The following is an 18,037-nucleotide window of genomic DNA, read 5'->3' as shown; positions in this document are numbered from 1 at the left end:
CTGTGATGTTTTGCCGATTCAGGGCCGTTGGCTCATACCCTGTTGAAATCGAAGCCGGCTTTCTGTCCGGTGCCGTAGAGCTTCAGCGCCCCTTTTTCGCCCACCGCGTTGGGGCGGTTGAAGATCCAGTTCTGCCAGGCCGACAGACGCCCGAAGATGCGCGTGACCATGTTTTCCTGGCTGGCAAAACGCAGGTTCGCTTCCAGACCCGTGAGCGCATCGGGCGACATGGCGGCGCGCTCTTCCATGGCGATGCGGATCTCGTCTTCCCAGTCGATATCGTCAAGTGCGGCGGTGACCAGTCCGAGTTGCTGCGCCGCATCGCCGTTGAGCGGCTTGCCCACGGCAGCGCGCGCGGCTTCCAGGGGCTCAGACTCCTCGTAGAAGCGACGCTGCAGACGGCTTTGATCGTTGACCAGCGGCAGCAGGCCGAAGTTGAATTCATCGAGCTCGATCACGGGCTCGCGCTCGGGCTCGTCGGGCAGCACCAGCATGTAGGCGCGGTCGGCGCAGAAGACCAGCTCGGCCAGCATGCCGGCGAAGCAGGAGCCGGGCTCGATCAAGGCGAACAGCGAGCGCGACGACACATCGAGGCGTGCAAAGGTACGGCGCAGCAGGCCTGTGGTTTGCTGCACCAGCCAGTGATCGCGGTACGTCACCAGGGTCTGGCCCGCCGCCAGCACGGCGCGTGCATCGCCCTCGGTCTTGAGAATCCAGGTTCCCACATCGAGCTCGTTGGTGCGCAGATGCAGGATGGCGTCGTCGAGCTCGCGGCCCATGGCCAGCGGCCACCAGGCGGCGCCTGCGCCTTCTATGGCTTCAAGGCTGGCGGGCTGTTCGCCACGGGGGGCCTTGACCGTGATGGTGGCGCTGCGCTTGCTGCGATCGATCTGCACGCTGACATGGCGATAGTGCAGGCCGTCCGGGCTTTCCTCGCGCTGCAGTCTGGCCAGCTGTATGCCCTGGGCGGAAGCCGGGCGCGCGCTGCTTTCGCCCAGCGCCGTGGCACGTTGTTGCACCACCTCGGCAAACTGCGCGGGCTTGGCAATCGCGTCCACCAGTCGCCAGTCCACGGCGCGCTGGCCGCGCACGCCTTCCACGCTGGTGCAGAAGATGTCGGCCAGGTCGTGGCGCACATGGCGCTTGTCGGTCACGCGCGTCAGCCCGCCGGTGCCGGGCAGAACGCCCAGCAGCGGGACCTCGGGCAGTGACACGGAAGAAGAGCGGTCGTCGATCAGCACGATGTCATCGCAGGCCAGAGCCAGCTCGTAGCCGCCGCCTGCGCAGGCACCGTTGACAGCGGCGACGAACTTGAGTCCGTCGTGCCGGGAACTGTCTTCCATGCCGTTGCGAGTCTCGTTGGTGAACTTGCAGAAGTTCACCTTCCAGGCGTGGGACGAGACTCCGAGCATGAAGATATTCGCGCCCGAGCAGAAGATGCGTTCCTTGCCGCTGGTGACGATCACGGAGCGCACCTGCGGGTGTTCGAAGCGGATGCGGTTGAGGGCGTCGTGCAGTTCCACATCCACGCCCAGGTCATAGCTGTTGAGCTTGAGCTTGTAGCCGGGGCGTATGCCGCCGTCCTCGGCAATGTCCAGCTTGAGCCGGGCGATATTGCCATCCACTTCAAACGACCAGTGCCGGTACTGGCTGGGCTCGGTGCGGTAATCGACGTTGGTTTGCTGCTGCATGCTCGGCTCCTGCTGAGATGAAAGATAGTGCAGTTACTGACTCGGTGTTAGCACAATTATGCAGATTCATCGAAAAAAAAGCACGTCGATTTAGGCACTATGTTGCATGTTTTGCTAAAACCAAGGGAAATCCTTAGATGCTCACAGTTTGCAGAACGGCGCAGGATTAGAAGTGTTTTGACGGCTATTCCTTTGCTAGGAAAGGACGAGTAGCTAGCAATTACTGAGCAAGTGATCCGGATGCCCTCGATTCGCAAACCCAGCACTGGCGCGGGGTGATGAGCTGCTTGCAAAATGGATCCACCATGCTGACCTTTGCAGATATCCAAGCCGCCGCTGCGCGCCTGAATGGCGCCGTCCTTCAAACCCCTTTTGTGGAATCACGCACGCTCTCGCAGATCACGGGGGCGCAGGTCTATCTCAAGTTCGAGAACCTGCAGTTCACTGCATCCTTCAAGGAGCGTGGCGCGCTGAACAAGCTGCTCATGCTCAGCGATGCCGAGCGCGCACGCGGCGTGGTCGCCATGAGTGCGGGCAATCATGCCCAGGGCGTGGCCTATCACGCGCAACGCCTGGGTCTGCGTGCCGTCATCGTCATGCCGCGCTTCACGCCCGGCGTGAAGGTGGAGCGCACGCGCGGCTTCGGTGCCGAGGTGGTGCTGCATGGCGATACATTGGCCGAGGCGCGAGCCCATGCCTATCAGCTGGCGCAGGAGCAGCAACTGACTTTTGTCCATCCCTATGACGACGAGGCGATCGCCGCCGGCCAGGGCACGCTGGCGCTGGAAATCCTGCAGGCACAGCCCGATCTGGATGCGCTGGTCATTGCCATTGGCGGCGGCGGTCTGATTGCGGGCATTGCCACGGCGGCCAAGGCCATCAAGCCCGAGATCGAAATCGTGGGTGTGCAGACTCAGCGCTTTCCCTCCATGGTCAACGCACTGCGCCACACCGATCTGCCCATGGGTACATCGACGATTGCCGAAGGCATTGCCGTGACCCAGCCCGGCGTCATCACCCAGGAGGTGGTGCAGCGCTGCGTGGATGACTTGCTGCTGGTGGACGAAGGAGATATCGAGCAGGCCGTGCTCATGCTGCTGGAGATCGAGAAGACCTTGGTCGAAGGCGCAGGGGCGGCGGGCCTGGCGGCCTTGCTGCGCTATCCCGCTCGCTTCAAGGGCCGCAAAATAGGTCTGGTGCTGTCGGGCGGCAATATCGACCCCATGCTGCTGGCTGCCATCATCGAGCGCGGCATGGTGCGCTCCGGTCGTCTGGCGCGTGTACGTGTCAGCGCGCGCGACGTACCAGGCGTGCTGGCCCAGATCACGGCGACGGTGGCCGGAGCTGGCGCGAATATCGAGGAAGTCCATCACCAGCGTGCCTTCACCATGCTGGCCGCGCAGAATGTGGAGATCGAGTTCGTGCTGCAGACACGCGGCCACGCCCATGTGAGCGAGGTGCTGGAGCAATTGCGCCGCGCAGGCATGGAGGCGGCCCTGGTGTGAGGCTTGAGCCTGCAGGCCTTGCTCAGGCCTGCAGGGGCGTGATCTTCTTGATCAGCGGGGTCACCAGATCCATGGGCAAGGGGAACACCACCGTGGTGTTCCTGTCCGCGCCGATCACGGTCAGCGTCTCCAGGTAGCGCAGCAAGATGGCCTGAGGCTCCTGCGCCAGAACTTTCGCTGCCTGAGACAGCTTTTCCGAAGCCTGCAATTCGCCTTCGGCGTGAATCACCTTGGCGCGGCGTTCGCGTTCGGCCTCGGCCTGACGTGCGATCGCCCGGATCATGGATTCGGTCAGATCGACCTGCTTGATCTCCACGTTCGAGACCTTGATGCCCCAGGTGTCGGTTTGCGCATCCAGCGCCTGCTGGATGTCCAGGTTCAGCGATTCGCGCTCTGCCAGCATTTCGTCGAGCTGATGCTTGCCCAACACGGAGCGCAGCATGGTTTGCGCGAGCTGACTGGTGGCCTCCAGATAATTGACCACCTGGATCACCGCCTTTTCCGCATCCACCACGCGCAGATAGATCACGGCATTGACCTTGACCGAGACGTTGTCGCGCGAGATCACATCCTGCGCGGGGACCTCCAGGACCACGGTGCGCAGATCGACCCGTACCACCTGCTGGATGGCGGGAATGATGAAGATCAGTCCCGGCCCCTTGACCTTCCAGAAGCGCCCCAGCGTGAAGACCACGCCGCGCTCATACTCGCGAAAAATCCGGATCGACGCCGTCCCCAGGCCAATCACCAGCATCAGCAGGATCAGCCAGAACAGGAAAGAAGCGCTAACCATAGAAGCCATCCTTTCAGCGAGGGACTTCGGCGCTGCGATCTGATGTTGGACGGTGCACATCGATTTCGCAATCGGCGCCGGGTCGTCCGCAAGCCCAGCATATGCTGTTGCACTCCGAGTGTGAACTTGCCTGCGCATGGTCGACATCGAAGAAGTGCTGTTCGCCATTGGCGGACATGGGACGCGGGTCTGAGCGCAAAAGGTGGCTATGGCTTTCCCTGAGCCATGTCGCCAGGGCTGTGCCTAGAATGGCCGCAGAGCTTGCTTGTTTCACCGCCTGCTTTCAGGAGGAGCATTGATCACATGTCAGATGAATCCGCAGTGAACCACGAGGCACAGGACGCGGCCGAAGCCGTTGTGCCCTATATTCCCATCATCATTCCCGCCGCTGGCGCCGTGATGATGTTCCTGCTGGCCTTTATTGCCGTGAACATGGCCTAGGCATTCCAACCTTCTCGAGCCCAACCCCGCGACGCGGGGTTTTTTTACGTCTGTGCAGGTTATGAATGAATGCAACATGCATATATTGATGCGCAGAATGCATAGATATTGCCGGTGATTTGCTGACAAATTCAAGGCTCCTACCTAAAATCGATCTCCCGCTGCTATTCAAAACAAGGTTGTTTTGACTATTTCAGACGGATTTCAGGCGCCAACAAGCGCTAGGGAAAGCAAGCGAGACACCTTCAAAAGCCTTTTTTCAAAGACGCAGCCGAGGATGCTTCTTTGAAAAACTGGTTTTTTAATTGAAGGACTTCCCCCATGAACGCCGCTGTGCAAAGCCTGAACATCCAGGCTCCCGACTACGTCAAGAACCCCAAGCTCATTGCCTGGGTCGCCGAAATGGCCGCGCTGTGCAAGCCTGCCCAGATCCACTGGTGCGACGGCTCGCAAGCCGAATATGACGCGCTGTGCCAGCAGCTGGTGGATGCCGGCACCTTCAAGCCCCTGGCCAAGCGCCCCGGCTCCTTCCTGGCCTGGACCGATCCTTCGGACGTGGCTCGCGTGGAAGACCGCACCTATATCTGCTCCGCCAAGAAGGAAGACGCAGGCCCCACCAACAACTGGATGGAACCTGCGGAAATGCGCGCCACGCTGAACCCGCTGTTCGACGGCTGCATGGCTGGCCGCACCATGTACGTGGTGCCTTTCTCCATGGGCCCGCTGGGTTCGCCCATCGCCCACGTGGGTATCGAGCTGTCCGACAGCCCCTATGTGGCCGTCAACATGAAGATCATGACCCGCATGGGCAAGGCCGTGTATGACGTGATCGGCACCAGCGGCGAGTTCGTGCCCTGCGTGCACACCATCGGCGCACCCCTGGCCGCAGGCCAGAAGGACGAGACCACCTGGCCTTGCAGCAAGACCAAGTACATTGTTCACTATCCCGAAACCCGCGAGATCTGGTCTTACGGCTCGGGCTACGGCGGCAATGCGCTGCTGGGCAAGAAGTGCTTTGCGCTGCGTATCGCCTCCACCATGGGCCGTGACCAGGGCTGGCTGGCCGAGCACATGCTGATCCTGGGCGTTACCAACCCCGAAGGCAAGAAGTACCACGTGGCTGCGGCCTTCCCCTCGGCCTGCGGCAAGACCAATTTCTCCATGCTGGTGCCGCCCAAGGCCTTCGACGGCTGGAAAGTCACGACCATCGGTGACGACATCGCCTGGATCAAGCCCCAGGCCGACGGCTCGCTGCGCGCCATTAACCCCGAAGCCGGTTACTTCGGTGTGGCTCCCGGCACCAATATGCTCACGAACCCGAACTGCATGTTGAGCCTGGACAAGAACGTGATCTTCACCAATGTGGCCCTGACCGATGACGGCGACGTGTGGTGGGAAGGCATGGAAAAGGACCAGGGCAAGCTGCCCGATCACCTGATCGACTGGCAAGGCAAGGACTGGACGCCCCAGATCGCCAAGGAAACCGGCGCCAAGGCCGCCCACCCCAATGCCCGCTTCACCGTGGCTGCCACCAACAACCCTGCGCTGGACGAAGCCTGGGACGATCCCGCCGGCGTGAAGATCGATGCCATGATCTTCGGCGGCCGCCGCTCCACCACCGTGCCTCTGGTGACCGAAGCCCGTGACTGGACCGAGGGCGTGTACATGGCTGCGACCATGGGCTCCGAAACCACGGCCGCCGCCTTTGGCGCGCAAGGCGTGGTGCGCCGCGACCCCTTCGCCATGCTGCCTTTTGCCGGCTACAACATGAGCGACTATTTCCAGCACTGGCTGGATCTGGGCGCCAAGATCGAAGGCCAGGGAGCAACCCTGCCCAAGATCTTCACCACCAACTGGTTCCGCAAGAATGCCGAAGGCAAGTTCGTCTGGCCCGGCTACGGTGAGAACATGCGCGTTCTGAAGTGGATGATCGACCGTCTGGAAGGCCAGGCTCAGGGTCAGGAAACCGCCTTTGGCATTGCTCCCCAGTACGCCGAAATCAACTGGAGCGGTCTGGACTTCGACGCTGCCCAGTTCGACAGCGTGACCAATATCGACAAGGCGGCCTGGGCCGAGGAAATGAAGCTGCACGGCGAGCATTTCGACAAGCTGGCCTACAACCTGCCCAAGGCCATGCTGGATACCAAGGCTGAGCTGGAAAAGCGCTTGAGCGCTTGAGCGCTTGATTCTCCCCCTGAGCCGCTGCGCGGCTTCCCCCTAGCCGGGCGCCCCTCTCTCTACGCGCTTCGCGCTATGGGAGGGGACGACACCAGCGCGGCGGGGCGGCCCTTGCGCGGTGTCCCTGACTGAGACTGTGCACATTAAAAAAGCCCTGCTGATTTTTTTCAGCAGGGCTTTTTGTTTGCTTTTATTTTTGTAGCTGTAAGCGCTTTCTGAATCTGGGATAGAGGCTTGTTTGACTCAAAAACCTATTCCCCCATGCAAAAAGCCGCTGGCCTTGTGGGCAGCGGCTCTTCGGGGGAGCAGTCCGGGCGCTTAGCGGCTCTGGCGATCCATGGCACGGGCCAGATCGGCCATCAGGCGGGCATCTTGCAGCGCGGCGTTCCAGACGCGTTCATCGGCAGCAGCTTGCTGGCGGCTCTTGACCCAGGCGCGGTAGCCGGTGCGCACCAGATTGATGGCACGGCGTGCGGGAGTGGAGAAGAGGGCAATGCTGGCAAAGGCCATGGCCCACAGAACCATCCAGGCAGCCATCATATGACCGTCGCTCCAGGTTTCGGTGGCCTGGAAGACGCCGGCGGCCAGGGCGGCCAGCACCACAGCCAGCACCATCCAGTACGACCTGGACTGGGATTGCGCCTCGTGCTCGGTGGCAATGGCGGCCATGCGTTCATCGCTGGCTTGATAGATACGCACCACACCAGGGTGCTCGACACAGTAGGAGTTGTAAATAAAGTTGCTCATGGCAGTTAACCCTTTGACCCACGCTTTTGGCGAATTGCCCGGGGAATAGGTGTAACTATAGGGATTACCCTAGGTGTGTTCAAATTTATATTTTGAATCTGTAGCATTCACAGCAGTGATGTATTGGGTGATGCCATGTCTTTGAACTTTCGTTCTCTGGATCTCAATCTGCTGCGCGTCTTCGACGAGGTCATGTCCGAGCGCAGTCTCACGCGTGCGGCGCACAAGCTCAGCATCACCCAGCCGGCGGTCAGCAATGCCATGCGCCGGCTGCGCGAGGTCCTGGGCGACGAGCTGCTGGTGCGCCAGGGACAGGGTGTGGAGCCCACGCCGCGTGCCCAGGCCCTGTGGCCGGTGATACGCGAGGCCTTGCAGCATCTGGAGGGTGCACTCGCACCCGATGAGTTCGATCCCGAGACGGCCGCCACCACGTTCGTGATCGCCATGGCCGATGCCACGGCCGCCACGCTGATTCCGCCGCTGTACCCGATTCTGGAGCGCGAGGCACCGGGCCTGGGCATACGCCTGCTGCCGCTGACCACGCGCGATCCAAGGCCCTTGCTCGATGATGGCGAGGCCGATATGGCCGTGGGCTATTTCCCCGCCGTACTGGCCGATCTGACGGCGCGTGCCCAGGCTGGCGGTCTGGTGGCGTTTGACAGCCGCCGTCTGTATGAGGGCGAGTACCTGTGCGTGATGCGCAAAGGCCATCCGCTGGCGCATGTTCCGCTGACGCTGGACAACTATTGCGCGGCACGCCATATGCTGGTCAGCTTTTCGGGCCGCTCCTTTGGCTTCATCGACGAGGCCCTGGCCTCGCTGGGGCGTTCGCGTGAAGTGGTGCTCACCGTCAACCAGTTCTTCACCGCGGCGCGCGTGGTGCTCAACTCCGATCTGCTGACCATCTTGCCGCGCCATTTTGTGCCCGTGACCGGCATGAGCGACCAGCTGGAGCTGCGCGATCTGCCCTTCGATGTCACGCCCGTGCATGTGGATGCACTGTGGCGTCGGCGCGGCCCGCACCCGCAGGCCTATGACTGGCTGCTGAAAACGCTGACGCGCTCGGCCGAGATCACCTTTGCCAACGGTTCGGCCCAGGTCACTCACCATGGTTGACTAAACTAGCCACATGAAGATCCAGCTGCTGTCCGACCTGCACCTCGAAGTCCACCCCCAATTCGTGGCCCAGCCAGCCGCGGGCGCCGATGTGCTGGTGCTGGCCGGCGACATCGGCTCCTACCAGAGCAGCACCCAGGTCGACGGCGAGAACTTCGGGCTGGAGCGTTTCTCGCCGCTGCCGCAATACGCCAACTGGCCCACACCCGTGCTGTTCGTGCCCGGCAATCACGAATACGACATGCAGGACTTCGACGAGGCAAGGCTGCGCCTGCAGCGTGTGTGCGACAGGCTGGGCCTGATCTGGCTCGATCGTGAAACCGTGGTCATGGACGGGGTGCGTTTCATCGGCACCACGCTGTGGAGCGACTTCGACGCCATGGCCATGCATGAAGGCGTGAGCGATGCCACGCGCTTGCACAAGCTGCGCGAGAAGGCCTTTCGCGCCGCCAATTTCTATCTGCAAAAGACAGGCGGCAGTCGCCAGGGCGAGCCGTTTCTGGCCGCGCCCATGCGCGAGGAAAGCCTGCTCTGCCAGGACTGGCTGCGCGCTGCGCTGCAGCAGCCTTTTGACGGACCCACGGTGGCCGTGACCCACTTTGCACCCAGCCTGCGCAGTGCCGATCCGCGCTACGGCCTGGTACCCGGCACGGCCGGTTTCTGCAATGTGATGGACGACTTTCTGCCCCATGCCCAGCTCTGGCTGCACGGCCATCTGCATTGCGCCAGCGACTACATCGCGTGCGGCCAGCGCGATGACGGCAGCGAATGGCAATGCCGTGTGGTGGCCAATCCCCTGGGCTATGCCCGCAAGGGAGAGCAGGATGACTTTCTGCCGGCATCGACAATTGACTTGAGCCAAGTCAAGATGCTGACTGTCCCCAGCCCTTAGGCTTGAGACATCAACAAGGAGAAATTGGTATGAAGATCTTGCTCGCCGTGGACGGCAGTGCCTATACCCAGAAAATGCTGGCCTATCTGACCTCGCATCAGGAGATGCTGGGCACGGGCCATGAGTACACCATCATCACCGTGCAGCCGCTGCTGCCGCCTCGTGCACGCGCTGCGCTGGGAAAGGAAGTGGTGGAGCAGTACTACGACGAAGAATCCGCCAAGATCCTGCAGCCCGTGCTGGAGTTCCTGAAGGGGCGTGGCGTCGAGGCGCAAAGCATCGCCAAGGTCGGCCCCATTGCCGACACCATCATCCATGCCGCCCAGGACGGCAAGTTCGACCTGATCGCCATGGGCACGCATGGCCATGGCGCGCTGGGCCGTCTGGTCATGGGCTCGGTCAGCTCTCAGGTGCTGGCGGGCTGCACCATTCCCGTGCTGCTGATTCGCTGATTTTCATAGCTGCTTGCGCTTGATTTACATGCGTATCAGGCTTAATTCAGCTTCAAATCAAGGCTAGATGAGCGTCCACAGCTACAAAAACCGACATCAAGCTCTCGAGGCCGCGCTGCAAAGCACGGCCTTTTTTCTTGTCTGCATCAAACCGCTTGCAGCACCTGGCGGGCCTTGCCCAGCAAGGCCTGGCTGACACGGGCCAGCACGCGTGACTCCAGATTCCAGCAATGCCAGAACAATGCGATGGACAGTGCATGGCCTGTTGCTACGTCGATCAGCTCACCGGCATCCAGCGCGGGCTGCACCAGCAGTTGCGGCAGCACGCCAACGCCCCAGCCGGCACGTACGGCGCGCACCTGTGCCTCGCAGCTGGGCAGCAGGATCTGGTGCTGCAGCGACACATTGCGCAGGCCCAGGCAGCGCGCCACGAATTCGGCCTGCATATCGTCCTTGCGGTTGAAGGACAGATAGGGCAGCTGGTTGAAGTTCTTGCGCGTCAGCCCCTGCGGCAGTCTTTGCCGGGCAAACTCGGCCGAGGCCACGGCCACATAGCGCATGGCGCCCAGGGGCTGCACCGTGCAGCCGCGCAGGGCCTGGCTCAGCGTGGTGACGCAGCCCATGACCTGGCCCGAGCGCAGCAGCTCCTGCGTGAAGTCCTGGTCGTCGACCACCACCTCCAGCGGCAGGCCGCTCTTCACCAGCTCGTCCAGAGCCGTCATGGCCCAGGTGGCAATGCTGTCGGCATTGATGGCGATGGAGACGATTTCTCCGGCCAGACTCTGCCCGGTTTGCGGTGCCAGCTCCTGCAACTCATGAGCGAGATCGGCGCGCAGCAGGCGCAGCTGCTTGGCATGCTTGAGCAGCAGCCGCCCGGCGCTGGTGGGCTTGACGGGACGCGTGCGCTCCACCAGCACCGAGCCCACCTGTGCCTCCAGTGCACGCAGGCGCTGGGACACCGCCGACTGGGTGATGTGCAGCTTTTGCGCCGCGCGCTCGAAGCCGCCTTCTTCCACGATGGCGGCCAGGCATTCCAGTGCAACAGGGTCCCAGGAGCTCATAGCAACTTCATTAGCATTTCTGATGAAACTGCTGAAAATTTAATGCTGCTTTTGTTTGCCCGCAAGAGTGCAGACACTGGCCGCATGAACATCATCGTCCTGGGCGCCGGCATCATCGGCATCAGCACCGCCTGGCATCTGCGCGAGCGCGGTCACCAAGTCACCGTGGTGGACCGCCAGAGCGGTCCGGCCCTGGAGACCAGCTATGCCAATGGCGGCCAGATATCGGTCAGTTACTGCGAGCCCTGGGCGAATCGCCAGGCGCCCTGGAAGGCGCTCAAATGGATGTTCGACAAAGAGGCTCCTCTGCTGCTGCGGCCTCAGGCCGACAGCGCGCAATGGCGCTGGTGCCTGCAGTTCCTGGCCCAGTGCAACGACCGTGCCTTTGCGCGCAATGTGCAGCAGATCGTGGCGCTGGGCGCCTACAGCCATCTGGCGCTCAAGGACATGGTCCAGAAGACCGGTATCGAGTTCGAGCGGCTGGAGCGCGGCATTGCCCATTTCTACAGCAGCCCGCAGGCGTTTGCCGAGGCCGCCGAAGGCGTGGAGCTGATGCGGCAATACGGCGTGCAGCGTCGTCTGGTCAGCCGCGACGAGCTGCTGGCCATCGAGCCAGCATTCACGCCCTATGCGGCGCAGATTGCGGGCGGCACCTTCACCGCCACCGATGAGTCCGGTGATGCGCGTCTGTTCACCGAAAAGCTGGCCGATCTCTGTGCCCAGGCCGGTGTGCAATTCCTCTACGGCCACGACATCCTGAGTCTGCAGTCGGCGCGTCGGGGCAAGCCTGCCCAGGTGCAGATTCGCGACGGCAGCGATGGCGCCCCGCGCATGCTGAGCGCGGATGCCGTGGTGGTCGCCTGCGGCTCCTACACGCCGTTGCTGCTCAAGCCTTTGGGCGTGAAGGTTCCCATCTATCCGGGCAAGGGCTATAGCGCCACCTTGCCGCTGCTGCGGCCTGAAAAAGCCCCCATGGTCTCCACCATCGACGACAGCCGCAAGGTCGCCATGAGCCGTTTGGGCAACCGACTGCGGGTAGCCGGCACCATAGAGCTGGGAGGCTTCGATCTGAGTCTGGACACGCCCACGGCCAGGGCGCGCTGCGAGATGCTGGTCAGGCGCGTGGAGGAGTTGATGCCCGGCGTCTGCGACACGCGCCTGCCCGAGCAGGGTGGCGATCCGCAGTTCTGGTGCGGTCTGCGGCCAGCCACGCCCAGCAATATTCCCTGCATCGGTGCGACCCAGGCTGCCGGAATCTGGGTCAATGCCGGGCATGGCACCCTGGGCTGGACGCATGGTGCAGGCTCGGGCAAGGCCATGGCGGCGCTGATGAGCGGTGAGCGCCCGGCGCTGGATTTCCGGTTCTGGGATGAGCCGGCCCCCGAGATCGCACGCGGCGCGCGGATTGCGTCGGCCTGAGACAGGGCATAGGACTGCAGGACGAGTACGGGCTGGCTGACTCTTTTGCCCGGATTGACGGTATCGCTGCGTGGGGCTCTTACATACAATCACGCCAGCAACTCGTCCATGCCATGATCCAGCACGACATCACTCCTGCCCTTGAAACCTCACGTTCCTTTGCGCGCTCATTGCCCATGGCTTTGCTCAAGGCCCGCGAGGCGGTCATGGTGCGCTTTCGTCCCTCGCTGCGTGCGCACGGCCTGACCGAGCAGCAATGGCGCGTGCTGCGCATCATGTGGGTGGCCGACAAGCGTCTGCGTCCCATGGAGCTGTCGCAGCTGACCTTCATCAGCATGCCCAGCCTCTCGCGCCTGCTCAAGACGCTGGAAGGACGCCTGCTCATCAAGCGCGGCCGCCATGTGGCCGACCTGCGGGGCTCCGAGTTCGCCCTCACGCCAGCAGGCCAGGAGATGGTGGCCCAGATCGTGCCGCACTTCGAGACCATCTACACCGAGATCGAGGAGCAACTGGGCAGCGCCGAGAGCGAGCAGCTGTTCCGCATACTCGAGCATGTGGTGCAGAGCCTGGGTCTGCCCGGCGAAGACGAGCTGGGCCAGGACTGAGGCGCCGGCCACGGCACAATGCAGTCATGAGTGCTGCGATTGCCGTCATCGACTTCGAAACCACGGGCATGACGCCCGCCCAGGGTGCCAGAGCCACCGAGGTGGCCATCGTGCTGATGGAGCAGGGCCGCGTGGTGGACCGTTTCCAGAGCCTGATGCAGACCGGGGCCTGGGTCTCGCCCTTCATCACCGAACTCACCGGCATCACCAATGCCATGCTGCGCACGGCGCCGCCCGCCGCCGAGGTGATGCGCGATGCGGCCCGCTTTGTGGGCGCTGCGCCCATGGTGGCCCACAACGCATCGTTCGACAGCAAGTTCTGGCAGGCCGAGCTGGCGCTGGCGGGCGAAGCCGCCCCCCAGCTGTTTGCCTGCACCGTGCTGCTGTCGCGCCGCATCTACCCGCAGGCGCCCAGCCACAGCCTGGGCAATCTGGCGCGCTACCTGCACCTGCCTTCCACGGGCCGCGCCCACCGGGCGCTGGCCGATGCAGAGATGGCGGCGGCCCTGCTGGCCCGCATGCAGCAGGATTTGTGCGAGCGCCATGCCTTGCCCTGGCCCGAGCACGAGCTGCTGATGCAGCTGCAACGCTGCAGCAAAGCCAAGGTCGGCGGCTGGCTGGCGCAGCAGGCCGGTCAAGGGCTGCTGGCAGCTCAGACCCAGGATTGATGAAGGTTTAGGCCTGCAGGCCTTTGCATTACTGCGCGATAAGCTATCAAAATTGATGATTCTGGCCTTAAGCCCTTACGGATTGTGACCGGCAAGGTTCAAGTTGATAATTGATCAAGTCCTGCAGATGCTCTTTGGATCTGCTGATCTTGAACCGTGGCGCACCGTTGTGGTCGCTGACCTGAGCTCTGAATTTCGTGAACTCCGCCTTGCCTACCTCCGTCTTGCGTTCGGCCTTGCCTTTCTCGCAGCGCGAATTTCGCGATGCGCTGGGGCAATTTGCCACCGGCGTGACCATCATCACGGCGCGCAGTGCAGAGGGCCATGCGGTGGGCTCCACGGTCAGCTCCTTCAACGCACTGTCGCTGGCGCCCTCGCTGGTGCTTTGGAGCCTGGGTCTGAAGGCCAACTCACTGCCCGTGTTCCGCCACAGCACGCATTACGCGATTCATGTGCTGGCGGCTTCGCAAAAGCCGCTGGCCGAGCTGTTTGCACGCAAGGGCGCGGACCGTTTCAGCCATACGCAGCACCATGACTCCGAGCATGGCGTGCCGCTGCTCGAGGGCTGCAGCGCGGTCTTCGAGTGCCGCAATCTGCGCCAGCATGAGGAAGGCGACCATCTGCTCTTCATCGGCGAGGTGGAACGCTGCGAGCACCATGCCGACCGCGCGCCGCTGCTCTACCACTCGGGCCATATGCACGCCCACGGCTTCGTCAGGTAAGGCCGGCTGCCGACTGGGAACCCTACCTAGTCGGCTTGAACGATACCGATCTCCAAGGCCCGCCCTAGATTGCCCCCAGGCCTGCCGCGTCAGGCCCGAGGACAGTGGTTGCAACGCTTTGGAGACACATCATGATCGATTGCGAAGACAGGCCGGCCCATACCCAGCTCAAGGTGGCCGTGGCAAGCAGGACGGGTATCGAGCTCAGGCGCATCTCACCCGCCATCGGCGTGGAGGTTTCGGGCATAGACCTGCGCCAGCCCATGAGCGAGGAGCAGGCGCGCGAGCTGCGCCAGGCGCTGGTGGCGCACAAGGTGCTGGTGTTTCGCGAGCAGAACATCACGCCTGCCCAGCATGTGGCGTTTGCGCGCCGCTTCGGCGAGCTGGAGCTGCATCCGGTATTTCCCCATCACCCCGACCATGCCGAACTGGTGCTGCTGGGCGGCAACAGCAAGATCCCTGGCACCGAGAACGTCTATCACACCGATGTCTCCTGGCGCGAGACGCCTTCCATGGCTTCGGTGCTGCGCTGCGTGGAATGCCCCGAGGTCGGCGGCGACACGGTCTGGATCAATATGGAGCAGGCCTACGAGCAGCTGCCCGAGACGCGCAAGCAGCAGATCGCCGGCCTGTATGCCGTGCATGACATCCTGCCCTCGTTCGGTGCGCGCATGACGCCCGCAGAGCAGGCCCAGGCGCGTGGCAAATACCCGCCTGTGGTGCACCCGGTGGTGCGCGCCCACCCCGAAAGCGGCCAAAAGATTCTCTACGTCAACGAGACCTTCGTCACGCATTTCGCCAACTTCAGCTCGAACTTCGACAGCTTCCGCTCAGCCAACGAAATTCATGCCCAGCAACAGGATCTGATGAACTATCTGCTGCGCCAGCCTGCGATTCTGGAATACCAGATGCGCTTGCACTGGGAGCCCAATACCATTGCCATGTGGGACAACCGCTCTACCCAGCATTACGCGATTCAGGACTATTTCCCGGCCGTGCGCCGCATGCATCGCGCCACGGTCGTGGGCGACAAACCGTTCTGAGCCTCCCGCCAATCAAACTGGGTCGTGCAGGTGGTTTAACGCTGCGTTAAACCACCTGCGGCAGTCTTGTCTTGTAGAGTTCAAAGCAGCAAGCATCTGCTTTGAACCTCCCAAACAGCGAGACAGGACATGCAGCAACAAGACTTTGATTACGATTTTCTGGTCATAGGCGGTGGCTCGGGCGGCGTGCGCGCCAGCCGTGTGGCTGCCGGCCTGGGGGCCCGTGTGGCTGTGGTGGAGGCTGCCCAGTTGGGCGGTACCTGCGTCAACGTGGGCTGCATCCCCAAGAAGCTGCTTAGCCATGCCGCGCACTTCAGCCAGCTGACCGAGGAGGCCCGAGGCTTTGGCTGGCAGCTGGAGCAGCCGCGCTTCGACTGGCCCACGCTGATTGCCAACAAGGACCGCGAAATCGAGCGCCTGAACGGTGTCTACGGCCGCATGCTGGCCGGCGCAGGCATTAGCCTTATCCATGGCCGTGCGGCGCTCTCGGGGCCGCATAGCGTGCTGGTGAACGGCCAGACCATCCATGCCCGCCATATCCTGATTGCAACGGGCGGAACGCCCAGCCTGCCCGATATTCCTGGCGTGGAGCATGCCATCAGCTCTGACGAGGCCTTCCATCTGCCGCATCTGCCCAGGCGGGTGGTGGTCGTGGGCGGAGGCTATATCGCCGTGGAGTTTGCCTCCATCTTCAACGGCCTGGGCGCCGAGACGACTCTGCTGCATCGCCGCCAGCAGTTGCTGCGCGGCTTTGATGCAGACCTGGGTCTGCATCTGGGCCAGGAAATGGCTCAGCTGGGTGTGAACTTTCGCTGGGGTGAAGAAATCCAGGCCATCAGCAAGCAGGCGGACGGCCTGCATCTGCAGCTCAAGAGCGGCGAGCAATTGGTCGTGGACTGCGTGATGTACGCCACGGGTCGCGTGCCCCTGATCGAAGGCCTGGGGCTGGAGGCCGCGGGTGTCAAGGTCAACGACAAGGGTGCCATCGAGGTGGATCAGCATTTCTGCAGCAACGTGCCCTCCATCCATGCCGTGGGCGATGTGGTCGATCGCATGGCTCTGACACCCGTGGCGCTGGCCGAGGGGACGGTGCTCGCCCATCATCTGTTCGGCCAGGGCGGCAAGAGCGCTCCCGACTATGAGCTGGTGCCGACGGCGGTGTTTTCCCATCCGCAGGTAGGCACCGTGGGCCTGTCGGAGGAGGTTGCGCGAGAGCGCTTCGGCGCGGTGGAGGTCTTCCAGTCCGGCTTCAGGCCGCTGACCAACCGCATGGGGGCCGAGCCCGAGAATGTCTTCCTCAAGCTCATCGTCTCCAAGGCCGATCAGCGCGTGCGCGGCGTGCATATGGTGGGCGAGGGCGCGGGCGAGCTGATGCAGGGCTTTGCCGTGGCGCTGCAATGCGGCGCGACCAAGCAGCAGTTCGATGCGACCATAGGCATACACCCGACCGTGGCCGAGGAGCTGGTGACCATGCGGGAGCCGGTGCGCGAATGAGGAATGACACCCCACGCTTTCGCAGGGTGCAGGGCCGCGCGGCGGCATCGCAATGAAAAATGGGCCTTTTCAGGCCCATTTCCTTGTCCATCAAGCGCTAGCGCTATGGATAGATGAGTTGGTATCAGCGCGCGCGGCGTCCGGCAGCTCGATCTTGACTTCCAGAACCTCAAGGTTTTCCTGGCGCTCCAGCTGTACCTTGATGTCATTGGGGTTGATGTCCACATACTTGGAAATCACGGCCATCAGCTCTTTTTGCAGGGCAGGCAGATAGTCGGGCTTGCCACTTTCGCCGCCCACGCGCTCGCGCGCGAGAATGATCTGCAGTCGCTCCTTGGCGACCGAGGCGGACTTCTTCTTCTCTCCGAGCAGAAACGACAACATGGACATCAGGCTTACCTCCCGCCAAACATGCGCTTGAAGAAACCGGGTTTGACGGCTTCGGTAAAGCGCATGGGTTTTTCTTCGCCCAGGAATCGGGCCACCACGTCCTGATAGGCCTCTGCCACATCCGTGCCTTGCATGTGCACGGCGGGAATGCCCTGGTTGGAGGCCTGGAGCACGGTTTCGGATTCGGGGATCACGCCGATCAGCTCGATGCGCAGAATGTCCTGGATATCCTCCAGCGACAGCATCTGGCCGTCTTCCACGCGATTGGGGTTGTAGCGCGTGATCAGCAGATGCTCCTTGATGCGCTCGCCCTTGACCGCACGCTCCGTCTTGGAGCTGAGCATGCCCAAGATACGGTCCGAGTCACGCACCGACGAGACTTCGGGGTTGGTCACCACCAGGGCCTCTTCGGCATAGTGCATGGCCATCAGTGCGCCGCTTTCAATGCCGGCGGGCGAGTCGCAGATGATGAACTCGAAGTCCATGGCGGACAGGTCGTCCAGCACCTTCTTCACGCCTTCCTGCGTGAGGGCTTCCTTGTCTCGGGTCTGCGAAGCGGCCAGCACGAACAGGTTTTCGCACTGCTTGTCCTTGATCAGGGCCTGGTTCAGATTGGCTTCGCCCTGGATGACATTGATGAGGTCATAGACCACGCGGCGCTCGCAGCCCATGATCAGATCGAGATTGCGCAGACCCACATCGAAGTCAATCACTGCGGTCTTGTGGCCGCGCAGTGCGAGGCCGGATGCGAAGCTGGCGCTGGTGGTGGTCTTGCCGACACCGCCTTTGCCAGAGGTCACGACGACGATTTTGGCCATGT

Annotated in this window: 18 protein-coding genes; 12 read left to right on the top strand and 6 right to left on the bottom strand. The window is 62.6% G+C overall.

Annotated elements, in window-relative coordinates; genetic code table 11:
• Nucleotides 1–32: 32 nt before the first annotated feature.
• The gene (gene boxC / locus V8Z78_RS11305; protein ID WP_349731380.1) at nt 33–1,691 is read right to left on the bottom strand and encodes a 2,3-epoxybenzoyl-CoA dihydrolase; all 1,659 of its coding nucleotides are present in this window, start codon (nt 1,689–1,691) and stop codon (nt 33–35) included.
• Between the two features lie 305 nt (nt 1,692–1,996).
• On the opposite strand from boxC, the gene V8Z78_RS11300 reads away from it, so the two are divergent.
• Nucleotides 1,997–3,196 carry a threonine ammonia-lyase gene (locus V8Z78_RS11300; RefSeq protein WP_314353045.1) on the top strand — a complete coding sequence of 400 codons (1,200 nt, stop codon included), beginning with the start codon at nt 1,997–1,999 and terminating at the stop codon, nt 3,194–3,196.
• A 22-nt stretch (nt 3,197–3,218) separates the two neighbouring features.
• Here the strand turns inward: V8Z78_RS11300 and V8Z78_RS11295 are convergent, their stop codons facing one another.
• Entirely contained in the window at nt 3,219–3,989 is a 771-nt protein-coding gene (locus V8Z78_RS11295) for a slipin family protein (RefSeq protein ID WP_003065227.1), read from the bottom strand.
• A gap of 303 nt (nt 3,990–4,292) precedes the next feature.
• Here V8Z78_RS11295 and V8Z78_RS11290 point away from each other — a divergent pair, with 303 nt between their 5' ends.
• Nucleotides 4,293–4,430 carry a hypothetical protein gene (locus V8Z78_RS11290; RefSeq protein WP_349731379.1) on the top strand — a complete coding sequence of 46 codons (138 nt, stop codon included), beginning with the start codon at nt 4,293–4,295 and terminating at the stop codon, nt 4,428–4,430.
• A gap of 321 nt (nt 4,431–4,751) precedes the next feature.
• A complete protein-coding gene (locus V8Z78_RS11285) occupies nt 4,752–6,608 on the top strand; it encodes a phosphoenolpyruvate carboxykinase (GTP) (RefSeq protein ID WP_063662576.1) in 1,857 nt (618 codons plus the stop codon).
• A gap of 318 nt (nt 6,609–6,926) precedes the next feature.
• On the opposite strand, the gene V8Z78_RS11280 is transcribed toward V8Z78_RS11285, so the two are convergent.
• Nucleotides 6,927–7,355 carry a hypothetical protein gene (locus tag V8Z78_RS11280; protein WP_349731378.1) on the bottom strand — a complete coding sequence of 143 codons (429 nt, stop codon included), beginning with the start codon at nt 7,353–7,355 and terminating at the stop codon, nt 6,927–6,929.
• Nucleotides 7,356–7,490: 135 nt separating this feature from the next.
• On the opposite strand from V8Z78_RS11280, the gene V8Z78_RS11275 reads away from it, so the two are divergent.
• The 3 genes from V8Z78_RS11275 to V8Z78_RS11265 are packed head-to-tail and all read left to right on the top strand — an operon-like array spanning nt 7,491 to nt 9,815.
• Nucleotides 7,491–8,471, top strand: coding sequence for a LysR family transcriptional regulator (locus tag V8Z78_RS11275; RefSeq protein ID WP_349731377.1), 981 nt, complete (start codon nt 7,491–7,493; stop codon nt 8,469–8,471).
• A gap of 13 nt (nt 8,472–8,484) precedes the next feature.
• On the top strand, nt 8,485–9,363 hold the full coding sequence (locus tag V8Z78_RS11270; RefSeq protein ID WP_003065216.1) for a metallophosphoesterase: 879 nt from the start codon (nt 8,485–8,487) through the stop codon (nt 9,361–9,363).
• A 29-nt stretch (nt 9,364–9,392) separates the two neighbouring features.
• Entirely contained in the window at nt 9,393–9,815 is a 423-nt protein-coding gene (locus tag V8Z78_RS11265; protein ID WP_003065214.1) for a universal stress protein, read from the top strand.
• A gap of 146 nt (nt 9,816–9,961) precedes the next feature.
• On the opposite strand, the gene V8Z78_RS11260 is transcribed toward V8Z78_RS11265, so the two are convergent.
• Nucleotides 9,962–10,876, bottom strand: coding sequence for a LysR family transcriptional regulator ArgP (locus tag V8Z78_RS11260; protein WP_057094227.1), 915 nt, complete (start codon nt 10,874–10,876; stop codon nt 9,962–9,964).
• A gap of 42 nt (nt 10,877–10,918) precedes the next feature.
• Between V8Z78_RS11260 and V8Z78_RS11255 the strand changes: the two genes are divergently transcribed.
• The 6 genes from V8Z78_RS11255 (at nt 10,919) to gorA (ending at nt 16,827) form a co-directional block, all read left to right on the top strand.
• On the top strand, nt 10,919–12,295 hold the full coding sequence (locus V8Z78_RS11255) for a D-amino acid dehydrogenase (RefSeq protein WP_280031093.1): 1,377 nt from the start codon (nt 10,919–10,921) through the stop codon (nt 12,293–12,295).
• A gap of 113 nt (nt 12,296–12,408) precedes the next feature.
• The gene (gene hpaR, locus V8Z78_RS11250) at nt 12,409–12,900 is read left to right on the top strand and encodes a homoprotocatechuate degradation operon regulator HpaR (protein ID WP_003065209.1); all 492 of its coding nucleotides are present in this window, start codon (nt 12,409–12,411) and stop codon (nt 12,898–12,900) included.
• A gap of 26 nt (nt 12,901–12,926) precedes the next feature.
• Nucleotides 12,927–13,568 carry a 3'-5' exonuclease gene (locus tag V8Z78_RS11245; protein WP_046461739.1) on the top strand — a complete coding sequence of 214 codons (642 nt, stop codon included), beginning with the start codon at nt 12,927–12,929 and terminating at the stop codon, nt 13,566–13,568.
• Between the two features lie 197 nt (nt 13,569–13,765).
• Nucleotides 13,766–14,290: a flavin reductase family protein gene (locus V8Z78_RS11240; RefSeq protein WP_034406713.1), complete on the top strand. Its 525-nt coding sequence runs from the start codon at nt 13,766–13,768 to the stop codon at nt 14,288–14,290.
• Nucleotides 14,291–14,421: 131 nt separating this feature from the next.
• Entirely contained in the window at nt 14,422–15,333 is a 912-nt protein-coding gene (locus V8Z78_RS11235) for a TauD/TfdA dioxygenase family protein (protein WP_349731376.1), read from the top strand.
• Between the two features lie 129 nt (nt 15,334–15,462).
• The gene (gene gorA, locus V8Z78_RS11230; protein WP_349731375.1) at nt 15,463–16,827 is read left to right on the top strand and encodes a glutathione-disulfide reductase; all 1,365 of its coding nucleotides are present in this window, start codon (nt 15,463–15,465) and stop codon (nt 16,825–16,827) included.
• Nucleotides 16,828–16,917: 90 nt separating this feature from the next.
• On the opposite strand, the gene minE is transcribed toward gorA, so the two are convergent.
• Both minE and minD read right to left on the bottom strand, forming a co-directional pair.
• On the bottom strand, nt 16,918–17,217 hold the full coding sequence (minE, locus tag V8Z78_RS11225) for a cell division topological specificity factor MinE (protein WP_349731374.1): 300 nt from the start codon (nt 17,215–17,217) through the stop codon (nt 16,918–16,920).
• Nucleotides 17,218–17,222: 5 nt separating this feature from the next.
• The gene (gene minD, locus V8Z78_RS11220) at nt 17,223–18,035 is read right to left on the bottom strand and encodes a septum site-determining protein MinD (RefSeq protein ID WP_003069672.1); all 813 of its coding nucleotides are present in this window, start codon (nt 18,033–18,035) and stop codon (nt 17,223–17,225) included.
• Between the last annotated feature and the right edge of the window lie 2 nt (nt 18,036–18,037).

It is taken from the genome of Comamonas sp. wu1-DMT (assembly GCF_040187805.1).
In the GTDB taxonomy this organism is placed as follows: Bacteria; Pseudomonadota; Gammaproteobacteria; order Burkholderiales; family Burkholderiaceae_C; genus Comamonas; species Comamonas thiooxydans.
Note: the sequence above shows the minus strand (reverse complement) of the source record. Positions and strands in the feature narration are given on the sequence as shown.